General features: G+C 52.5%; 17 protein-coding genes. 13 read left to right on the top strand and 4 right to left on the bottom strand.

Annotation, left to right across the window (positions count from 1 at the left end):
• Positions 1–65: 65 nt before the first annotated feature.
• Entirely contained in the window at positions 66–704 is a 639-nt protein-coding gene (locus tag E1757_RS15880) for a DUF1054 domain-containing protein (RefSeq protein ID WP_181956653.1), read from the bottom strand.
• A gap of 249 nt (positions 705–953) precedes the next feature.
• On the opposite strand from E1757_RS15880, the gene E1757_RS15875 reads away from it, so the two are divergent.
• The 8 genes from E1757_RS15875 (at position 954) to E1757_RS15845 (ending at position 12,180) form a co-directional block, all read left to right on the top strand.
• Entirely contained in the window at positions 954–1,910 is a 957-nt protein-coding gene (locus E1757_RS15875) for an ABC transporter permease (protein ID WP_133229797.1), read from the top strand.
• A gap of 23 nt (positions 1,911–1,933) precedes the next feature.
• Positions 1,934–2,812 (top strand): carbohydrate ABC transporter permease, encoded by an 879-nt coding sequence (locus E1757_RS15870; protein ID WP_133229795.1) that lies wholly within the window; start codon positions 1,934–1,936, stop codon positions 2,810–2,812.
• Between the two features lie 147 nt (positions 2,813–2,959).
• Positions 2,960–4,522, top strand: a complete 1,563-nt coding sequence (locus tag E1757_RS15865) for an extracellular solute-binding protein (protein WP_133229793.1) — start codon at positions 2,960–2,962, stop codon at positions 4,520–4,522.
• Positions 4,523–4,654: 132 nt separating this feature from the next.
• A complete protein-coding gene (locus E1757_RS15860) occupies positions 4,655–5,692 on the top strand; it encodes a response regulator transcription factor (protein ID WP_133229791.1) in 1,038 nt (345 codons plus the stop codon).
• Positions 5,689–7,548, top strand: coding sequence for a cache domain-containing sensor histidine kinase (locus tag E1757_RS15855; protein ID WP_342774572.1), 1,860 nt, complete (start codon positions 5,689–5,691; stop codon positions 7,546–7,548). The genes E1757_RS15860 and E1757_RS15855 overlap by 4 nt, the downstream gene beginning before the upstream one ends.
• Before the next feature lie 59 nt (positions 7,549–7,607).
• Complete coding sequence (locus E1757_RS35820; protein ID WP_165972142.1) at positions 7,608–7,751, top strand: hypothetical protein; 144 nt, start codon at positions 7,608–7,610, stop codon at positions 7,749–7,751.
• Positions 7,748–9,853, top strand: a complete 2,106-nt coding sequence (locus E1757_RS15850) for a heparinase II/III domain-containing protein (RefSeq protein ID WP_133229789.1) — start codon at positions 7,748–7,750, stop codon at positions 9,851–9,853. Before E1757_RS35820 ends, E1757_RS15850 begins: the two co-directional genes overlap by 4 nt.
• A complete protein-coding gene (locus E1757_RS15845) occupies positions 9,850–12,180 on the top strand; it encodes a DUF4962 domain-containing protein (protein ID WP_133229787.1) in 2,331 nt (776 codons plus the stop codon). Before E1757_RS15850 ends, E1757_RS15845 begins: the two co-directional genes overlap by 4 nt.
• Positions 12,181–12,425: 245 nt before the next feature.
• On the opposite strand, the gene E1757_RS15840 is transcribed toward E1757_RS15845, so the two are convergent.
• The 3 genes from E1757_RS15840 to E1757_RS15830 all read right to left on the bottom strand — a co-directional run bounded on the left by E1757_RS15840 (position 12,426) and on the right by E1757_RS15830 (position 15,097).
• Positions 12,426–13,481 (bottom strand): ABC transporter substrate-binding protein, encoded by a 1,056-nt coding sequence (locus tag E1757_RS15840; RefSeq protein WP_133229785.1) that lies wholly within the window; start codon positions 13,479–13,481, stop codon positions 12,426–12,428.
• A gap of 79 nt (positions 13,482–13,560) precedes the next feature.
• Entirely contained in the window at positions 13,561–14,325 is a 765-nt protein-coding gene (locus E1757_RS15835) for an ABC transporter permease (protein ID WP_133229783.1), read from the bottom strand.
• Entirely contained in the window at positions 14,258–15,097 is an 840-nt protein-coding gene (locus E1757_RS15830; protein WP_133229781.1) for an ABC transporter ATP-binding protein, read from the bottom strand. Before E1757_RS15830 ends, E1757_RS15835 begins: the two co-directional genes overlap by 68 nt.
• A gap of 246 nt (positions 15,098–15,343) precedes the next feature.
• Between E1757_RS15830 and E1757_RS15825 the strand changes: the two genes are divergently transcribed.
• From E1757_RS15825 to gntK, 5 genes are all read left to right on the top strand, one after another.
• The gene (locus E1757_RS15825; RefSeq protein WP_133229779.1) at positions 15,344–16,300 is read left to right on the top strand and encodes a hypothetical protein; all 957 of its coding nucleotides are present in this window, start codon (positions 15,344–15,346) and stop codon (positions 16,298–16,300) included.
• Between the two features lie 369 nt (positions 16,301–16,669).
• Positions 16,670–17,266 carry a hypothetical protein gene (locus E1757_RS15820; protein ID WP_133229777.1) on the top strand — a complete coding sequence of 199 codons (597 nt, stop codon included), beginning with the start codon at positions 16,670–16,672 and terminating at the stop codon, positions 17,264–17,266.
• Positions 17,267–17,547: 281 nt separating this feature from the next.
• Positions 17,548–18,561: a LacI family DNA-binding transcriptional regulator gene (locus E1757_RS15815; RefSeq protein WP_133229775.1), complete on the top strand. Its 1,014-nt coding sequence runs from the start codon at positions 17,548–17,550 to the stop codon at positions 18,559–18,561.
• Position 18,562: 1 nt separating this feature from the next.
• Positions 18,563–19,834 (top strand): nickel pincer cofactor-dependent isomerase, group 22, encoded by a 1,272-nt coding sequence (locus E1757_RS15810; RefSeq protein WP_133229773.1) that lies wholly within the window; start codon positions 18,563–18,565, stop codon positions 19,832–19,834.
• A complete protein-coding gene (gene gntK / locus E1757_RS15805) occupies positions 19,831–21,384 on the top strand; it encodes a gluconokinase (protein ID WP_133229771.1) in 1,554 nt (517 codons plus the stop codon). The genes E1757_RS15810 and gntK overlap by 4 nt, the downstream gene beginning before the upstream one ends.
• The last annotated feature ends 64 nt before the right edge of the window (positions 21,385–21,448 follow it).

Genomic DNA, 21,448 nt, shown 5'->3' with positions numbered 1-21,448 from the left:
GCTTCGGGGCTGATTCAGGTACTTTGCGGGGAGCCCCGAAACTTATATATTTAATGTTAAAAAATTTAAGACGCCGCCGCTTCGCGCGCCATTTGGTACAACGGCATCAGTGTCGTTATCGTGTCGTTGACCAGCCTGACGAAGGCATCGCCGTCCGCCAGCACGGGATCGGTCGAGGCGAGATTCAGGCCGATCAGCAGCTCGGCTTTTTTGACATCGCGGAAACGCTGCAGCGCCTCGGTCAGCTCTTTCTTGCTTAACGCGCCGACGGAAACGGCGTCCTTCTTCATATGGTCGAAGGAAAGAACGTAATGCTGCGGGATCAGGCCGCGAACCTGATTCAGCTTGCTCAGAAACCGCTGCGCGATTTTCCGCTTGTTCGGCAGCTCGTAGATCAAAGCAAGCCAGACGAATACGCGGTCGTCGAATAACCCTACCTGGAAATGCGGGTGCTGCTTGTAGCCGCGTTTATTATCGCAGATTGCCATCCAAGTATCTACCGGCGCATTTACGGTACGGCGCGCGTGCTTGGCGATATGCAGAAACATTTCATCGCCGGCGAGCGTAGCCGTTTCCTTGCACAGTTCATCGCCGAGCGCTTTGAATTTCGGTTGGATATGCCCTTGAATGCCTTCCATCCGGGCGTTCAGTCCAGGTACGGAGAAGACGTTGAAATCGGTTTGGGTAAAGCCTGGAAATGTCACGGAAATTCGCTCCTTTGATCGGGGACCGGTTAAACGCGGCAACCATATCGTTCTATGTACATGTATCAGCATTACTATAGCATATTGGTATGCTTTTATGGAATGGCGGCGCACGTTGTCGAATCATGCGGAAACCTAAAAAAAACACAAGCGCGAAAGAAGGGATTCCATTGTTGGAATAGGAATTAGACGGTACGATAAGGCTAACCTGCAAAAATACAAACGACAAGAAATGAGGGAGGCCGTTTTATGGCTAGCAAAGTACAGGCGTCTGACCATGTAAGCTACAAGTCGATTACGAGCAAAGGCTTGTTAAACTTTATGTGGAAATATAGGGCGCTTTATTTGATCTCACTGCCGGGAATTATTTACTTTTTTATTTTTAAGTACGTCCCGCTGTTCGGATCGGTTATCGCATTTCAGGACTACAACATTTTCCAGGGCATCATGGGCAGCAAGTGGGTAGGGCTGGAGCATTTCCAACGCATGTTCGCACATTACGATTTTCTTAATATATTGAAAAACACGCTGTTGATCGGTCTGTACGACCTTGTTCTGGGCTTCCCGGCCCCGATCGTATTGGCCCTGCTTCTCAACGAGCTGAGAGTGGTGCTGTACAAGCGGGTTTTGCAAACGGTTGTTTACATGCCGCATTTTTTGTCCTGGGTTATCGTCAGCGGGATTGCAATCGGCATCCTGTCTCCTTCGACCGGGATCGTCAATCATCTGATCAGCTGGCTCGGTTACGATCCGATCTATTTCCTCGGCGAAGAGTCCTATATCCGCTCGGTACTGATCGGTTCGGGGATTTGGCGTGATTCCGGATACGGAACGATCATATACCTGGCGGCTTTGGCCGGCATTAATCCGGATTTGTATGAAGCGGCGGAAGTTGACGGCGCAAGCCGTTGGCGGCAAACGATTTCCATCACGCTGCCTTCCTTGATGCCGACGATCATGATTTTGTTCCTGCTTCATATCGGGAAATTCCTTGATTTCGGTTTTGAGCGCGTGTATGTATTTTTGAATCCGCTGAACATCAACAACGGCGAAATATTGGATACGTACATTTATAAAGCGGGCTTGCAGGGCCAACAATACAGCTATACGACGGCTATCGGCTTGTTCAAATCGGTCGTGGGCCTGATGCTGATCGTCATCGGTAACTTCCTGAGCAAAAAAACGACGGGCGAGAGCCTTTATTAATACGAACGGAGGTGTAAACAAGTATGAGGAAACTAAGCGCGGGGCAGCAAACGTTCAACGTGTTTAATATTACTTTTTTAACGGTTTTGGGCCTGATTATGTTTTTGCCGTTTTTGAATGTGCTGGCGCAATCGCTGAGCGATTCCGAAGCGGTTGTAACGGGTAAAGTATTTTTTCTTCCTGTCGATTTCACTTGGATCAATTATCAATATGTGTTCAGCGACGCTTCGATCTGGAGATCGTTCGGCGTTACGGTTTATATTACGGTCGTGGGAACGATCATCAATTTGATCGCAACGGCTTCGCTGGCCTATCCGGTCTCGCGGCAGGAATATGTAGGGCGTAAATATGTCGTATTTTTTGTACTGATTACGATGGTATTCAGCGCGCCGCTCATCCCTAACTTTATTTTGATGAAAAGCTTGAACTTGACCAACTCGCTATGGGCACTTCTTATTCCAGGGGCGATCAGCGCATTTAACTTTTTCGTCATGCGGGCTTTCTTCATGCAGATTCCTCCGGAAATTATCGACTCCGGCCGGATCGACGGCTGTACGGAGCTGAGAATGATTTGGAACATCGTGCTGCCGCTGTCCAAGCCGGTTATGGCGTCGCTCGGAATTTTTTATGCGGTCAACCATTGGAACACGTACATGGCCGCGCTTTACTACGTGAACAAGCCGACGCTGTGGCCGCTTCAGGTGAAGCTGCGCCAGCTGATTATGGCGGATGACATCAACATCGATCCTTCGGCATCGCAGTTCAGCTCGTTGATTCATTCCAACCCGGAAGGGATCAAAATGGCTACGATCATTATTGCGACTGTTCCGATCGTGCTGATTTATCCGTTTTTGCAAAAGCATTTCGTTAAAGGCATGATGATCGGTTCGGTAAAATCGTAATCGCCCGAAATCGTCTGATCTAAAAAAAATACAACCGCAGCCAAAGTCATTCCATTGTCCCTTAGCAAGACAGGCTATAAAATGTAACTATTGTGAAAGCGCTATTTCTTCATGATTACATCGCAAAAAGAAGAGGGGTAGTATCAAATGAAAAAATGGATCAAGGTAAGTATGGTATCCGCGCTTGCCGTCACCACGCTCGCCGCTTGCAGCAAACCGCAGGACGCTCCATCCGCACAAGGCTCCAAGCCTGGCGAAAAAGCGAAGTTTTCGATCTCGATGCGTACGCTTGCGTTCAACCACGTGGAGAAATCGCCGAATATTAACGAGGATAAATGGGTTAAGCTGCTTGAGCAAAAAACGAACACGGATCTGGACATCGTGCTTGTTCCTCATAAAGAATTCGAGCAAAAGATGGCGCAAATGTTCGCAACCAACGACATCCCGGATGTCGTGCAAGGCAGCGGCGGCGTATCCGGTAAAGAAATGGCCGGCTCCGTACAGGCAGGCGTGTTTATGCCGCTTGACGATCTGTTGCAAAAATACGGTCCGAATCTGTTGAAAAAAATTCCGAAGGAAGCATGGGCGAAAGAAACGTATCAAGGCAAAATTTATGCGATTCCCGAGTTTCTGTCCAACCCGTCCCGCCGCGCGACCGCAATCCGCAAAGACTTGCTGGACAAAGCCGGACTGCCGATTCCGAAAACGGTAGACGAATACTTGAACGTTATGCGCAAGTTCAAAGAAATGGGCGTTGAGAACCCGTATCAGGGACGTGAAAACTTCAAGTATGCCGACACGTTCTTCGGCGCTTACGACGCATTCCCGTACTTGTCGATGATGATGCAGCAGGGCGATCAAATCGTCCCTAAATTTTTCAACACCGATAATATGACGAAAGCACTGCAAACGTATAAGACGATGTTTGACGAAGGCTTGATCAATAAGGAATTCGCAACGATCAACCCGACAGTTTATAAAAACTCGATTTTGGCGGGTAAAGCCGGAATTTGGTCGATGAACGCGAACGAAGCGCTGCAATGGGAGCAGCAAATGAAAGCCAACGTGCCGACAGCCAAAATCGAACTGATTCCTTCCCCGGTCGGACCAGACGGCAAAGGCGGTTACTACTTGTACAACTCGGTAACCCGCGCTTGGTTCATCAATAAAAATGCGAAAAATCCGGAAGCGATCATTAAGTTCTACGACTGGATGCTGTCGGACGAAGCCGAGCAATTTTTCACCTTCGGCGTTGAAGGCGAAAATTACACGATGGATAACGGCAAAATCAATTACAAAACGCCGACAGATCCTGCCGGTATCGATGAAGAGCGTTATCGTCAGGCATTTCTGTGGATGGTTCAAGACACTACGTATAATAAAGGCACGCTTAGCTTGACGGAAGAAGGCAAGCAATTGATCGGCACTTATGACAATATGCTGGCTAAAGAAGGGCGTGACGGTATCCAATTTGAACCGCGGCTGGACGGCTATGTGAAAAATCCGGATATTGCGCCTGAATCCGATTATGGGGCGCCGCTCATTCTTCAACATATGGTCAAAATGGTATACGGCAAAGAGCCGATTTCCGATTGGCCGAAAGTCATTGAGGAATGGAAAGCCAAAGGCGGCAACGATGTCGTGAAAGAAGCGACCGAAAAATTCAACAAAAAAGATCCCAGCGTAACCATCAGCATGCCTCGCCGATAAAACGGGCGGCAACCACTTTAGCTCCTCACGTTGAACCGGCGTGGGGAGCGAGTTTTATTCGAACCGCTAAGTTGGTATATACTATACTTACCTGGACAACCAGCAATTTACGCCAAATAAGGGGTGTTCCTCATGTTTACCATTTTGATTGCAGACGACGAACCGATGATCCGCAAAGGGCTCCAGAAGCTGATACAGCAATCCGGACAGCCCGTCGCCAGCCTGCGGACGGCAGAAAACGGTGCGGATGCGCTGCAGCAAATTCGGGAGGAGCGCCCCGATTTTTTGTTTACCGATATCCGTATGCCGAAGATGGACGGCCTGGAGCTGTGCCGGCAAGTCGCCGAGCTCGAGCTCGATATTCATGTCGTTGTCGTATCCGGCTATAACGATTTTGAATATGCGCAAAAATGTTTGTCATATGGCGTCAAAGAGTATTTGTTGAAGCCGATCAGCAAAAAGACGGTCGATGCGGTCATGGTCAAGCTGGCCATTATGCACGCAAAGCGGCAGCCGCAAACTTTCGTCTCCGTACAGCGTCTCGAAACATGGGTCGCGAATGCGGAGGAAGCGATCTGGTCGCTGAAGCACGACGCGCTGCAGGAGCTTCTTAACCAGGCGCGCAGCGAAATAAACGGCTACCGGATGCGTCTGCATCAGCTGTCCGAACTGCTGGGCGAAATATCCGAGCTGCTGAACCGCCGGTTAAACATAAGAGACATCTTTTCGTTTACAAAGCGGCTGGAGCTGCAGGACGTAACGAATGAGGAAGAAGCATGGAGCCGGTTTGAAGCGAGTCTGCAGCTGTTGTTTCAGGAGCTGAAGCAAAGGCGGAAGGGCAAGCTGAAGGATCCGGTCGAGGAAGCGAAGCATTATATCGAAGATCATTTGGCGGAGGAAGTGTCGCTCGAGGAGGTCGCGGAACGGATCGGGCTGAACGCCTCTTATTTCAGCCAGCTGTTCAAGCAGGCCACGAAGGAGACGTTCGTCCAGTACCGGACGCGCCGGAGAATTGAGAAAGCGAAAAAATTGCTCGCCCAGCCTCATTACCGGATCACCGATATTTCAGGCGAGGTCGGCTATGCCGATCATCCGCATTTTACGAAAACGTTCAAGAAATATACGGGTGTCCTGCCTTCCGAATACCGCAGCCAGTTGGGTATCGAATGATGAAAATTCGCACGCTGTCGGGACAGGTTTATTTTTATTTTTCTATCGTAATCGTGCTGTCGCTCGCATCGGTCGGCATCGTAACCTATATTCAATCGTCCCGGGCGCTCGATCAGCAGGTCGAGCAATACCTGGATCAAATGATTGAAAACGCGGCTTATCAAACCGATATTTATTTGCAAACATATGAGCTGTTAAGCAACTCGTTTTCCTCGAATTCCGATGTGCGGGCGTTTTTCGAAATCGGCGTGGAGGATGTGTATGAATATTATTACTATTCGGATGCGATTAAAAGCTTTGCGTCCAAATCCGTACAGTCGATTGCGACCCTTTACAAGCAATTGAATGCGATTTATGTGGTCGGCCAGCAGGGCCGGGCGGTCGTATACGATAATCAAAATTTTTTGGCGCTCGATATGGGACTCATTCCGGAGAAGTATGCCTATTTGATGAGATCGCTGCCGGATAACAATAAAATTGTACTGCTCGATACGAGCATTCGTCCCGAGGATAAAGGCACGGTCATTACGATGGCCCGCAAAGTCCGCGGCGCTTCCTACGAGGGCACCAAAGGCATCGTGGCGATCGAGTTTAAGCTGCAGGAGCTGGCTAAAATATGGGATCGCGTCAATATCGGCAAGGACGGTTACTTTTTCATTATTGACGGGAACGGGAACCCGATCTATCATCCTTCGAATGTTCAGTCGTACGATCCGGTTTTCAAACAAGTGTCCGAGCATTTGGTTGACGGCGAGAACAAAGCGTTTACGACCGAATATCAAGGCCAGAAGCGGATGTTCGTGGCACGCAAATCCGACTACTCGAATTGGCGGCTGGTCGTATCGGTGCCGGTCGACGAATTGCGCAAGCCGATTTCGACGATCCGCACGGTGACGATAGTCGTCGGCCTGGTCACGTTGGCAGTGGCGTTGTGGATCGCCTCCCGCTTCGGCCGCTCCATGCTGGCTCCGATCCGCGAACTGAAAGAAGGGATGCGCGAAACGGAAAAAGGAAATTGGCAGCATATCCACGACCTGGGGCGAACCGATGAAATCGGCGGGCTGATCCACAGCTATAACCTGATGGTTACCCGGCTGTCCGAGATGATCGACAAGGTGTATGCCGCCGAGCTGCAGCAGCAGAAGGACGCGCTGCAAATTCAGGAAGCGGAGCTGGAGCGGCACCGGGCCGAATTTCAGACGCTGCAGCTGCAAATTAATCCGCATTTTTTGTACAACACCTTGGAAACCATTAACTGCTACGCGATTGTCCAGGATTCGCACGAAATAACGGAAATGGTCGAGGCGATGGCCTTTATGCTGCGGTATTCGATCCAGACGAATCTGGAAGAAATTACGGTAGCCAACGAATTGAACCATGTCCGCAATTATTTAATTATTTTGCAGCATCGCATCGACCGCGAATTTGAGATCGAGGTGATCATTCCGCCGTCGCTGCTGCTGGAAAAGATGGTTCGGCTTACGCTGCAGCCGGTCGTCGAAAACAGCTTTCAGCATGCGTTTCCGAACGGAATCGAGCCGCATCATACGATCAGCATCGACGCCCGCAAGGAAAACGGCATGTTCCAGGTTATTGTCGAGGACAACGGCGCAGGCATTCCGCCGGACCGGCTCAAGGAGCTGCAGGAGCAGCTGAAGCTGAACCGATTGGCCGAGGAGGAGACGCAGTCCGGTTACTTCCGCCGCGGCGGTATCGGGCTCATGAATGTGCACCGGCGTATCCAGATGGTGTTCGGCGAGCAGTACGGGTTAAGCATTGAAAGCGTCTGGGGCGAAGGAAGCCGGATCACTCTTTCCATGCCGGATAAGCCGAACAAATTATCGATAACCAAATAAAGGCTGGAGCGGCAGACGATGGAGGCCGCTTCATGCTGTCACCATAGGGGAGGAACCTGATGATGAACACACAGCTGCAAGGACAAATTGCGCTTGTAACCGGCTCCAATGCCGGAATCGGTCGAGCTGTCGCCAAATCCGATTTGGCGGCCTACTTGACGGGTGAAACGATAGAAATCAACAGGGGGATGTTCATGCGATGAGAATACGGGAGAAGCTGACCTCAACCGATTGGGCCGCCGAAACGCTGCAGACCTTGAAAGCGGAGCTGGATCGGCTGCAAGCTGCCGGCAGCCTGGAAATTCCGAAGGAGCCCGGCGGCTGGTGGCATCAGTATGTATGCCCGAACCATCACACGGAGCTCGAGTTTGATCCGGCCGAACGCGATGCCCGTACGTTCGCCTGCCCGCACGGCTGCCGTATCGAAGGGGAGGCGTACCGCGGCGCGTGGCTGGTGTTCAAGCACCAGTCCATCGCGCGGTGCGCGCTCCAGGCGGCAGCGGTTTATGCGGGAACGGGAGAGCAGACTTACGCGGATCTCGCGAAGCGGATCCTCGTCAGCTATGCGGAGCAGTTTCCTAACTATCCGGTCCATCCGGATGCGCAGCCGTGGATGCTGAAGGGCCGGGCGTTCCACCAGGCGCTGACGGAAGCGATCTGGGCGACGACGCTGCTGCGCGCCTATGTGCTGCTGCACGATGAAGGCGCAGCGCTCGGTTCGGCGGAACAGGCCGTACTGGACCGGTTTCTCTCCATGCTGGAGGAGAGCATGACGCAGTATCGGCATATTCTTATCCATGAACGCAGCAATGCCGAGAACAATTACACGGCGTGGTTGAACGCCGCCCTTTGCTGCGTCTATACGATCCGCGGCCAGCGTGAACAGCTGGAGGCGCTGATCGAAGACGAAGGCGGCTGGAAGCATCATTTGACGATCGGAGTCAAGCCGGATCAGCTCGAATTTGAAGGAAGCACGTATTATCATATTTTTGTGCTTCGGGCATATTTGATTGCGGCGGAGATGGCAGCCCGGTTCAGCATCGACCTGTACCATACCGAAGGCGGTCAAGGCCAATCAATGAAAGGCATGTTCGATGTGCTCGTCGGCCTGTCCGACGACCAGGGGGTGCTTCCCGCACTGCATGACGGTCCGTTAGCCCGCGTGCCGTTTGCCAGAGAAATCGCCGAAATTATGGAGATCGGCCTTGCCGTCTATGGCAATGAAGCGTATATTCCGATTTTGGGCGAGGCGTACCGGCAAATGGACGGCGAGCCCCGACGCATCTCGCTGGAGGCGCTTGTTTACGGCGAAGGCGATGCCGAGCTGAGCCGATCGATGCCGTCCCGGCCTTCGCTGCTGCTGGCCGATTCCGGATTTGTTGTCGGCCGGAGCTCGAATAACGGGGGGCTGTCGTTCCTCGCCGATTTCGGTCCGCACGGCGGCTCTCACGGGCATTACGACAAGCTTCATCTAAGCCTGCAGCATACCGGCGGAACCATTACGCCCGATTTGGGCATGGTACCGTACGGCTCCGAGCTGCGCAAAGAATGGTTTGCCGATACGGCCAGTCACAATACCGTATCGATCGACGGCAAATCGCAGGCGGCCCATGAAGGGCGCTGCAGGCAATTTACGGATAACGGCCGCACCGTATACGCTTGGCTGCAATCGGATGCAGCCTATGAAGGGGCCCGGTTGGACCGTCATCTGCTGCTGACGGACGAATGGCTGCTCGACTGGTACGAGGTCAATCTTGACAGCGAGCGGACGATCGATTGGTGGATGCATGCGCTTATCGCGCCGGAAGCGGCTGGCGGCGGCTGCGGTTCGTTACGCGCGTTGGAAGCTGCGGAAGCCGTAACCGGTTATACCGAAAGCGGCTATAGCCATATACGGCTGCTGGATCGGTACGAAGCAGGCGGTGAAGCCGCTGCCTGCGATCCGGTATTAGCGAGGCTCCGCTACCGGCTGAACGATGCCGCGGCTGTCAAGGACTTGCTGCATACTGCGATTTTGTTCGAGGGAGATACGCTGTATCGCATTGAAACACCAGGGACCACCATCGATCCGAGCGAAAAGCTGACCGGCTTGCTGCACCGCAGGAAAGGCCGGAGCGCCAGATTTATTCATATTTATCAGCTTGGCTCCGAGCCGGCTTGCAATGTCCGCTGGCAGTCTTCGGACGGCTCTGTCGGAGCGTCTTCTTTGCCCGGCAGACTGATCATCGAAACGAGTCAGGGACGAGCCGTTTGCGAATTGGATTCAAATCAAGGATTGATCGTACAGGGGGAGGCAACATCATGAGTACTGCAAGCAAGCCGTTATACCAGCCGCAAAGCGGCGTTTTGACCGTACAATACGAACCGGACGAACAGTCCGTACTTATCGAAAATCCGCCGCGTTTTACATGGATTCCGGCGCAATTGGAGCATGACCGGTATACGCTGCAATTCTCGCGGTCTGCGCAGTTTGCCACGGACGATACGGTTACGGTGCAGGAGATTCCATATAATCTGTATACGCCGGAGCACGCATTGGAGCCGGGCCGTTATTATTGGCGGTATGCTTTGCTGCTGGAGCCGGAGGAAAGCGCATCGGACAGCCCCGCTTTGCAAAGCGAATGGAGCCGGGTTCGAAGCTTCAACGTGCCCGATGGCTTGCCGCTCACCCCGCTGGCCGGCCGGAAGACGCGGTATGCCAAGGCCGCTGAAGCCCATCCGCGCCTGTGGCTGCAGGCGGACGAGCTGCCGGAGTTTCGCCGCAAGGTCCGCGAAAACCCGGATGCCATTGGCTGGACCGCGTTCTACGAGCGTTCCGTTAAGCCGTGGGTCGAGCATGAGCTTATTGCCGAGCCAAAGCCGTACCCGAACAATAAGCGGGTCGCTTCGCTCTGGCGTCAAATGTACATCGACTGCCAGGAGGTTCTTTATGCGATTCGTCATTTAAGCGTGGCCGGCGTCGTCCTGGAGGACCCTCGACTGATCGGGCTTGCCAAAACATGGCTGCTTCATGCAGCCGCCTGGGATCCCAACGGCACGACGAGCCGCGATTATAACGATGAAGCATCGTTCCGCATTACCGGTGCCATAGCCTGGGGCTATGACTGGCTTTATGGCGAGCTGTCGCCGGAGGAACGCGGGCTGATTCGGGCAAACCTGCTGCAGCGGACCGGACAGATTGCTTTTCATGTCATCGAGCGCAGCAAAATTCATCATGTTCCGTTTGACAGCCATGCCGTCCGTTCCTTATCTTCGGTGCTCGTTCCGGGCTGCATTGCCATGTTCGGCGAAGAAGAAAAGGCGGAGCAGTGGCTGAATTACACGCTTGAATATTACGCCTGCCTATATACTCCGTGGGGCGGGGTGGACGGCGGCTGGGCCGAAGGACCGATGTACTGGACGACAGGAATGGCCTTCGTCACCGAGGCGTTGAACCTGCTGAAGAAATATACGGGCATCGACTTTTACGAACGTCCGTTTTTCCGAAAAACCGGCGACTTCCCGCTGTACTGCTTCAGTCCGGATACGCTGCGCGCCAGCTTTGGCGATCAATCGACGCTCGGCGATCCGGTCAGCCTGAAAACCGGCTTCAATATTCGCCAGTTCGCCGGCGTGACAGGCAGCGGTTTGTACCAATGGTATTTTGAACAGACGAAAGCGATCGACACCGATTCGGAGATGAAGTTTTACAACTACGGCTGGTGGGATTTCCGCTTTGACGAGATGGTCTATTTGCAGGATTACCCGTCCGTATCCGCTGAAAAGCCGACTGCGATCGAGTCGGTCAAATGGTTCCGCGATATCGGCTGGGTTGCCTTCCATTCAAATATGGACAAGCCGGAGGATCATATTATGCTGCTGACCAAAAGCAGCCCGTACGGCTCGATCAGCCACAGCCACGGCGACCAGAACGGATTTCTGCTGCACGCTTACGGGGAACCGCTGGCGATCGAGAGCGGCTATTATGTCGCGTTCAACAGCACCATGCATATGAACTGGCGCAAGCAGACGCGTTCCACGAACAACCTGCTGATCGACGGGCTTGGCCAATATGCCGGGACGAACAAGGCGCTGAACAAAGCCGCATACGGCGTTGTGGAAGATGTCCAACAGTATGCCGCGTACACGTATTCCCGCTGCAACGCTACGGCTGCCTACACAGAAAACGTCCCGTATTTGGAGCGATTCGTGCGTGAGCTCTACTTCTTCAACGAATCGTTTATCGTCGTCGTCGATCATGTCGATTTGGCGCAGCCGGGCAAGGTCGATTGGCTGTTCCACACGCTGTACGAAATGAAGCTGGACGGCCAGTCCTTCAAAGTAAAGGGACAAAAAGCCGATATGGACGGCCGTTTCGTGTACTGCTCGTCCGGCGACTTGCAGCTGTCGCAGCATAACGAATTTCCCGACGTCGACCCGGCGGAAATCGAAGGGCTGCCTTCGCAGTGGCACCTGACCGCCTCGACGCAAACGGCGCGCAGCCACCGGATCGCCGCTTTGCTCGTGCCAATCCGTAAAAATGAGTCTAAATACGTATCCTACTTTATGGATGATCAGGGACATGGCGTCGACTTGTACTTTACCGACGAGCAGGGCGCGACACATAAAATCGACGTTCCCAAACCTTATTAAACCGCACTAAGCCGTATAAAGCCGCATTACAGCGCATCGATCAGCAGGCAGCGGTCACAGGCATCATACAGCATCATACAGCATCATACAGCATCATACAGCAATGATACTAATCATACAGCCATTATAAATCTAATCCAGCCCCGTCTGCATCGGCAGCGGGGCTGTTTATCGTCGCCGGTCCAATAAAAATCCCCCGCCCTTCATTAAGAGGGGCGGGGGCGAATCGTTTTGCCGCTGTTTGATTATTTGCCTGCTTTTACTTCTTCCAGCAAGCTTAAATCGACGAACTTGCTCAAATCCAGCTGCTCTTTTTTCAAGTCTTTAATATAACCGGCGTCAATGGATACGCGCGCCATTTCTTCAATCGCGTCCTTGCTGACCTCGGTAGTCAAATTCAAGCGGGACAGTGCGGCTTTTATGAGGTTGATGTCCATGCCTTTACCGCTGAGCGCCTTCAGGCGGTTGTTGATCAGTTCATACGATTTGTCCGGATTTTTCTTAATGAAATCAATCGCGTCCGCATTAGCCTTGATCGCTTGCTTCACCATGTCGCGGTGCTCCTTCAAAAACTTGTCGCTTACGGCAAGCAGCGTAAGCGGATAGTTGCCGTTGTTCGGGGGGATTTTGTTCCAATCCACTATAATTTTACCGACGCCTTCCTGCTCCATTTGCGTGCCCCATGGCTCAGGCACAAGCGTCGCCTCGATTTCCTTTTGACGCATAGCGATCAGCGTATCGGCCGGAGCGCGGGCGATGATTTGCACCCCTGTTTTATCCGTCGTGACATTCAGGTTGTTTTCCTTGAGCAGCAGGCGCAGTGAAATTTCATTGGTGCTGCCCTTGGTCGGGATAGCGACCGTTTTGCCGAGCAAATCTTTCGCGCTGGCGATGCCGGAATCTTTGGCCGCCACAAGTACGGCGCCGCCGTTGTTGGAGCCGGAAACGATCCGGAAGTTTTTGCTTTTAATGAATTGATTCGTTGCCGGTCCCGGACCTACGAAGCCGATATCGATTTGCTCCGTCGCCATCGCGGTGGAAAAGTCGGAACCGTTGTCGAATGCGGTCACTTCGATTTTTACGCTGTCGCCCCAATATTTTTGGAACAAGCCTTCCTCGAGAGCGACATAGCCGGGAGCGTGGGTGACGTTTTTAAATATACCGAGCCTGACCGTCGACGCCGGCGCGGTTTTTGCGCCCGCAGCTCCGTCTTTGGCGGGCTCTTCTTTTTTGCCGCAAGCCGACAGCACCATGACGGCAGCTATTGCAAAAATTAACAGGATGGATATGTTCTTTCTCATTTCGTTTCTCTCCCTTTTTCATATCAATTTAATTAATTGTATTTCAAACCTGAGATCGGTCCGGTTATCATCGCCGTTTTTATTTTTTTTGCCCGGCTAAACCGTAGCGGATCAGGATTGTATCTTCCAGCCGCTTGAAGCAAAAATGGTCGGACAGCGTGCCGAGCACCGCGATAATGATGACGATACAGAGCATCAATGCGGTATCCGCCAAATTTCTGCCGTCCTGCAGCAGCTGGCCGAGGCCGACGCCTTTGGCGATCAGCTCGCCGGCGACGAGCGCCCGCCAGGCGAACGCCCAGGCGACGCGGACTCCCGTAATCATATGCGGGAATGCGGCCGGAATCATGATCTGGTAAAACATCCGGAAGCCGTTGCCCGTTCCCATCGTCTGCGCAGCCTTTAAGTAAATCGGCGGGATATTCATAATGCCGGTACGGCTTGACATGGCCATCGTCCAGGTCGCCCCGAGCGTCGTAATGAACACGACGGAGAAGTCGTTCATGCCGAACCAGATAATGGCGAAAGGCAGCCAGGCGATGCTCGGAATCGTTTGCAGCGCAACGACGAGGAAGCCGAGCGTATCGTCGAGCAGGCGGTATCTGGCGAACAGGAAGCCGAGCGTCGTACCGACAACGATCGAGATGACAAAGGAGGTCAGCAGCCTGCGAAGACTTTCATACGCAGCTTCCAGCAGCTGCCCGTGCACGATTCCGTCATAAAACGCCTGGAAGGTCTGGGTTACCGAAGGAAATTTCCAGCCCCAGTCGAAAATTCTAAATCCCGCCTCCCATGCTATCAGAAGCAGTACCAGAAAGAGTGTTCTTCTTAATGCTGTACTCATCGCCCATTTCCTCCTTTACCACTTTTTCCAGCTCGTCGGCAAGTGCCTCCATGATGCTGTTTTCCACGTGGTGGAGGACCGGATCGGCCAAATCCCGGGGACGGGCGGCGCGCACGGCGAATTCTTTCTTTATGGTACCGGGGCGGGTCGACATGACCAGCACACGATCGGACAAAATGACCGCTTCTCGGATATTATGTGTAATGAATAAAATCGTCTTGCGCGTCCGCATCCAAATTTCTTCCAATTCCTTATGCAAAATGAGCCGGGTTTGCTCATCCAGCGCGGCAAACGGTTCATCCATCAGCAATATTTCCGGGTCCATCGCCAATGCGCGGGCGATGGCCGCCCTCTGCTTCATGCCGCCTGACAGCTCATGCGGATACCGGTCCGCGAATTTGCTCAAGTGAACCGATTTGATCTGCTCCATGGCCAGCTCTTCGCGTTCTTTTTTGCCAACCCCTTTTTGCTTCAAGCCGAATGCAACGTTGTCCAATACAGTCAGCCAAGGAAATAACGCATGCTCCTGAAAAACGACGACGCGGTCCGGTCCCGGGGTGCTGCACGGTTTTCCGTTGACGGATATCACTCCTTGCTGCGCCTGCTCCAATCCGGCAACCAAGTTTAAAAGCGTCGACTTTCCGCATCCGGACGGCCCCAGCAGCGATACGAATTCCCCTCTTTGAATCGAAAGGGATACGTTGTCAATGGCTGTGAACGAACCGCCTGTACGCTGATGGAAAGTCTTGCTCACGTCTTTGATTTCGATCAACGTTGTTCACTCCTTCTAAAGTGCCTGCGGTATCGCTTTTCTTTAAGTAAGATCAAGACATACCGACTATATACCAACCTATTTTATCGGAATTATGGCTTTTGTCAATATAAACTTTTATGGAGGAAATTTGTCATGATATGGCGAATTGTAAGGAAAGACGGAAACATTTGGCAAGTTAAAAGCGTTCATCATGTAACCGGGTATTTCGGATGCCCTCTTATTTAACGAAAGGAATGGTTTGGAATGAGACAGTGGAAACGTGTAATTGCAATGGGAGTGCTGTTGAGCGGCACATTTACGGCCGGCGTGTATGCGAACGATGTGCTTCAGCGGGTGGAGGCATATTTGCGCCCCGATTTTAAAATCGTCCTGAACGGGAATCCCGTTCAGCTTAGCGGCCCGACCTTGATCTACGAGGGCTCCAGCTATTTGCCTTTGAAGGAGCTTGGCAATTTGATGGGCGCCAATATCATTTTCAAGGATATCAATAAAACGATTTATATCAACAGCCGCATAAATACCGAGCAGCCGGCCGAGGAGAAGGATTTGACGACGGATCAATTCAAATTCCGCAATCCGACCTCGATGATCGTCAAGTTTTTGGGAGCCGAGTATCCGCTGCTGCAGGCAAACGCCGAAGATTTGAGCAGCTCCCTCGTCTATTACCGGCTGTCGGACCTGAGGAGAATGGGGATCGACACCTCCGCTATGAAAAAGTCCAAGGAGAAGCTGACGGAGGAGCTGTATGTCACGGAAGCGGAGCTGAAGCGATTTGTGAAGCAGCTGCCGACTCAAACGTACAACAATACGTTCAAGGACCGATACGTGATCGGAGGGGAAGTCAATACGAAGAAGATTGAAGCGATTCAAGGCTATATTAAAACGTCCATGAACTCCCAGGACAAGGATAACCGGGATCGGGACCGGGATTTCCGCTACACATCGAGACCGATTATGGTAGACAAGACGGAGAACGAAAACGAGTACCAATATTTGTTTTATCAAACGACTTACTTTAACGGGACAACGTCCAACCGGTACATAACAACCAAGCTTACCTTGACCAAAATGGAGAGAGACAGCGACGCCTATACGATCAATCTTTCCGGATGGACCGATCTTAATGAGCAGCTGGATGTGCGGGAGCGCAGGAAGGAAGAGGAGGAGGCGAAAAAAATACTCGAGCCTGTTAAGCCGTAACGGGTTGAGCCTCCTTGCACAAAGAGATACGACGCATTTGAAACGACGCCGCGGGGCGTCGTTTTTCGCAGTCGTTTAACCTGGAAACCGCACCGGATACCGCGACGTACGGCTGCTGAAAAAACGGGGCGGCGGCAAATACACGGCGTAACGTATGGCTAAACTATATGTGAGTGAACCCGGCAGCTGCCGTCTTCCGAGGCGGCCCGAGGGCTCCCTTTTTAAAAAAATGGTTAAAAATTATAAGAAAAAAGTCAATAAACCAAGTTGCTAAATCATATGATTCATAATAAGATAGAAGTAAGTAACTGAATTATCAGAAAATTCTATCAAAATTTGAACGTTGTACCATTCAGGGAGGGGATTGCCGTGAGTAAGAGTCATGAAGTTGAATATTGCAACCTTGAGTTACGATTTGACCGTCGGCTAATCCGTAATTTTATCAAAGCGCTCATTCAGGAAGGATATTCATTATATTGGAATGAAAGCGAACAGCAATTCATCGTATCGATTCGCACCGGCCGCAAGCTGGTTAAGCTGAAATTCCAACGCATCGGGGAGCGCTACAAAATTGTCGGCAATTACTCCTTTAAGGATGAGAAGCTGGCTGAATTAATGGAAAAGATGATCGGCGATACCCGTGGGCATGCCGTAGTGAAGCGGTTCAAGGACCGCCAGATTTTAATCGAAAATATTATGTTCGGGGAAATTATACGGATGGTAGAAATATCGGGCGTTGAGCATAAGGTGCTGTTTCAGAAGGAGCCGGTTGTAACGGTCGAGGAAATGATGCAGGCGTTCCGCTCCAGACGTCCGGACGACCGCATTCCCGTACTGCGGCTGGAGCTTGATTACGAGCTGGCTACGCTGCACGATGCGATTGAGGCGGGAGACGGCAAGGCGGTCAAGGCCAGCAAGGAAAAGCTGATGGAATTAAGGCATGAAATGCTGCTTTTGGAAATGTAGCGTTTGATACGCTTTATGCAAGGCCTGTGCGAATGCGCGGGCTTTTTTCTTTGTAAACAATACTAGGTTCATGGAATGGCGGAGCTGGTTATCCTATCTATGTTGAACTAAGAACATCCGAGATAAACCTAATGAAATGGTTTTGGAATGCAATGGACACGCTTTATCGGTTCAACTTATATAGATGTTAAAATAAAAGCAAAACAAGTGCATCCAGCGCAAAAAATGATCGTTGTTAACGTGTGCAGCATTATGCTAATATAAAACGGAGGTGGTAGGGATTGAGCGTTACTATCAAAGACATTGCCAAGCTGGCCAACGTTTCGCACACGACCGTCTCCAGGGCGTTGAACGATAGCCCTCTGATCAACCAAGAGACGAAGGAGCGAATCCGGCAGCTTGCCGAAAGCTTGAATTATACACCCAATTACAACGCGAAAAGTCTGGTGCTTGACCGGTCATACAATTTGGGGTTGTTTTTTTCGACGCTGCATACGGGGACATCGGCCGGCTTTCTGTACGAGGCGGTCAAAGGGGTCAACGACGTCATCAAGGACAGTTATAACTTGATTGTCCGCGGGATTGACGACTATACGAGCTACGAGAAAGTGAACAGGAAAAGCTATGACGGCATTATCGTCATGAGCCAGAGCTCATCCGACCAGCCGTTCATTGAATATGCCTCCGCAAACGAGATTCCGTTGGTCGTACTGAACAGGGAAATCGATAACGTTCAAGTGATGAACTTAATCCCGGACGATCAGGGCGGCGCTTTTCGGGTTGTCCAATATTTGATTCGCCAAGGACACCGCGATATTGCTATTATAGAAGGGAAGCAAAATTTCAAATCGACCCAGGCCCGCCTGGACGGTTATAATGAAGCTATGATGCGGAACGGCGTGGCGATAAGAGACGAGTATAAAGTTCAAGGAAATTACGATTTGGAAAGCGGATATGCGGCGATGAACCGTCTGCTGGAGCTGGAGGCCATACCTACGGCTGTTTTTTGCTGCAACGACGATATGGCTCTCGGCGCGATAAAAGCGATTCACGAGAGGCGGCTTTCGGTTCCCGACGATATTTCGGTTGTCGGCTTTGACGATCATATTTTTTCGGGCTTTATGTCGCCGGCTTTGACGACCGTGCACAGACCGATCGAACAGATCAGCAGGGAAGGGGCGGCCAAGCTGCTCAACTTTATTGAAACGAAGCAAATCGAAAAGAAAACGATTTTGTTCCGCACGGAGCTGGTTATCCGGGATTCCGTTAAATCCATCTGGGAGGCTGAGACCTGATATGAGTATTTTAAGAAAAGTTTTGGAGGACATTCCCATTCCGCAAATGGTGAAAATCCGTCAAAAATTTGACGGGACCAAGCTTGACGATTTAGCCGGGGAGCTGGAGCGCGAGCTGCAAAAGCCGGGCACGATCGATCGGATCAAGCCGGGCCAGCAGGTAGCCGTAGCCGTCGGCAGCCGCGGCGTCGCCAATATCGATTTATTTACAAAAATTACGATTGATGCTATAAAAAAAGCCGGAGGTCATCCGTTCATCGTGCCGTGCATGGGCAGCCACGGGGGCGCGACCGCGGAAGGGCAAAAGGAAGTGCTGCATCATCTCGGCGTCACGGAGGAAGCAATGGGCGCGCCGATCCGTTCCTCGATGGAAGTGGTCAAGCTGGATCAGCTTCCAAACGGGCTGCCGGTCTATGTCGATCAGATTGCATCTACAGCCGACGCAATCGTTGTCATCAACCGCGTGAAGCCGCACACCGCATTCCGCGGCCGTATCGAGAGCGGCATCATGAAGATGATCGCAATCGGCCTCGGCAAGCAAAAGGGGGCGGAAGCCTGCCATCAGCTCGGCTTCAAGTATATGGCCGAGAACGTGCCGGCCATGGCCAATATTATGATCGACAAGCTGCCGATCGTTTTCGGCGTCGCGGTTGTCGAAAATGCGTACGACCAAACCTGCCGTATCGAGGCGCTTCCGGCCGAGCAAATTGAAGCCCGCGAAGAGGAGCTTCTGATTGAGGCCAAAGCGCGCCTGCCGAAAATTTTGTTCGATCAGATCGACGTCCTCGTCATCGATTATATCGGCAAAAACATAAGCGGCGACGGTATGGACCCGAACATTACGGGACGCTACCCTACGCCTTACGCGCATGGCGGTCCGGACGTGTCCAAGATGGCCGTGCTCGATTTGACGCCCGAGACGAAAGGGAATGCGAACGGGGTAGGTACAGCCGATTTTACGACTCAGAAGCTGGTCGATCAGATGGACCTGCACGCTACCGTCGTCAACGGACTGACGTCGACCGTATGCGCGCCGACGAAAATTGCGAGCACGCTGGACAACGACCTCTACGCGATCAAGGCGGCAGTCAAAACATGCAACATTTTGGATTACACGAAATGCAGGCTCGTCCGGATCAAGGATACGCTGCACCTGGGGGAAATTGAAATATCCGTAAATTTGCTGGAGGAAGCGAAGCAGCATCCCGACATTGAAGTTTTGAGCGAGCCGTATGATTTGCAATTTGATAGCGAAGGGAATCTTGCTAAATGAGTTCGTCGTTACAGAAGCCATATATTATCGCTGCCGATATCGGCACGACCAGCACGAAAACATTGGTCATCGACCGTGACGGTCGCGTGCTGGCTTCCCACTCGGTTGAATATCCGCTGCATACGCCAAGACCGGATATGGCGGAGCAGGACCCGGATGAAATTTTCCGGGCGGTGCTGACCGCGGTTCAGGCGGTTATCGCGAAAGCGCGGATTTTGCCGGGGCAAATTTTGTGCGTGTCGTTCAGTTCGGCGATGCACAGTCTGATTGCCGTTGACCGGGATTTGAATCTGCTGACCCAGTGCATCACATGGGCTGACAACCGGAGTGCGGATTATGCCCGCATTTTGAAGCAGGGGCAGGACGGGCACCAGATTTATTTGAACACCGGAACGCCGATTCATCCGATGTCCCCGCTGCTGAAGCTGATGTGGTTCCGGGATAACCGGAAAGACATTTTCGAGCAGGCGTATAAATTTATCGGCATCAAGGAATATGTGTTCGCCAAGCTGTTCGGCCAATTCGTGATCGATTACTCCATCGCCAGCGCGACGGGGCTGTTCAATCTGCGCAGCCTGCAGTGGGACCCGCAGGCGCTTGAAGCTTGTGGCGTCCGTCCCGAACAGCTGTCCGAACCGGTGTCGACGATCCATCATTTGGCCGGAATGAAGCAGGAGTACGCGCAGGCGATGGGGCTGAACGCGGATACGCCGTTTGTCGTGGGCGCTTCCGACGGCGTTCTGGCCAATCTGGGCGTAGGCGCGTTCGAGCAGGGCATCTATGCAGTAACCATCGGTACGAGCGGCGCGGTGCGCGGCGTCGTGCGCGAACCCGTTACCGATCCGAAGGGCCGATTGTTCTGCTATGCCTTGAAGGAGGATTTCTGGGTCGTCGGCGGCGCGATCAACAACGGCGGCATCATGTTCCGCTGGGTGCGCGACCAGCTGGCTACGGCGGAGGCGGAAGAAGGCCGCCGCAGAGGCATGGATCCCTACGATTATTTGACCTCAATTGCCCAGGAGGTTGCCACCGGCTCGGACGGGCTTATTTTCCTGCCGCTGCTTGCAGGCGAACGAGCGCCTTACTGGAACGCCAACGCGCGCGGCGTTTTCTTCGGTCTATCGCTCTACCACGAGAAGAAGCATATGATCCGCGCCGTTCTGGAAGGCGTCATGTACCGCATCCAGTCCGTATTGTCTGCTCTTGAGGAGCTGTCCGGTCCAACCAAGGAAATCCGTGCATCGGGCGGCTTTGCCCGCTCCAGCTTCTGGCTGCAGCTGATGGCCGACGTGACCGGAAGCAACGTTGCCGTGCCGAACTCCATTGAAAGCTCGGGCTTGGGCGCCGCTCAGCTGGGGCTGCTTGCCTTGGGCGAGATCAAAGATTTCACCGCCGTATACGAGTGGATGCAAATTCAGAACAGCCATAAGCCGGAGGTGGAAAATCACCGCATTTATGAGCAGCTGGCGGCGATTTACACCCGCGTCTATCATCAGCTGAAGGATGAATTCGACATGATCGCTTCGTTCCAGCAGCAGCATACGAAATAATCGGCGGTTCTGCTGTGCCGGACTTTCAAGACTCACTACACCATTACGAACATTTGAGGAGGAA

Source organism: Paenibacillus piri, assembly GCF_004354045.1.
GTDB classification, from domain to species: domain Bacteria; phylum Bacillota; class Bacilli; order Paenibacillales; family NBRC-103111; genus Paenibacillus_S; species Paenibacillus_S piri.
Note: the sequence above shows the minus strand (reverse complement) of the source record. Positions and strands in the feature narration are given on the sequence as shown.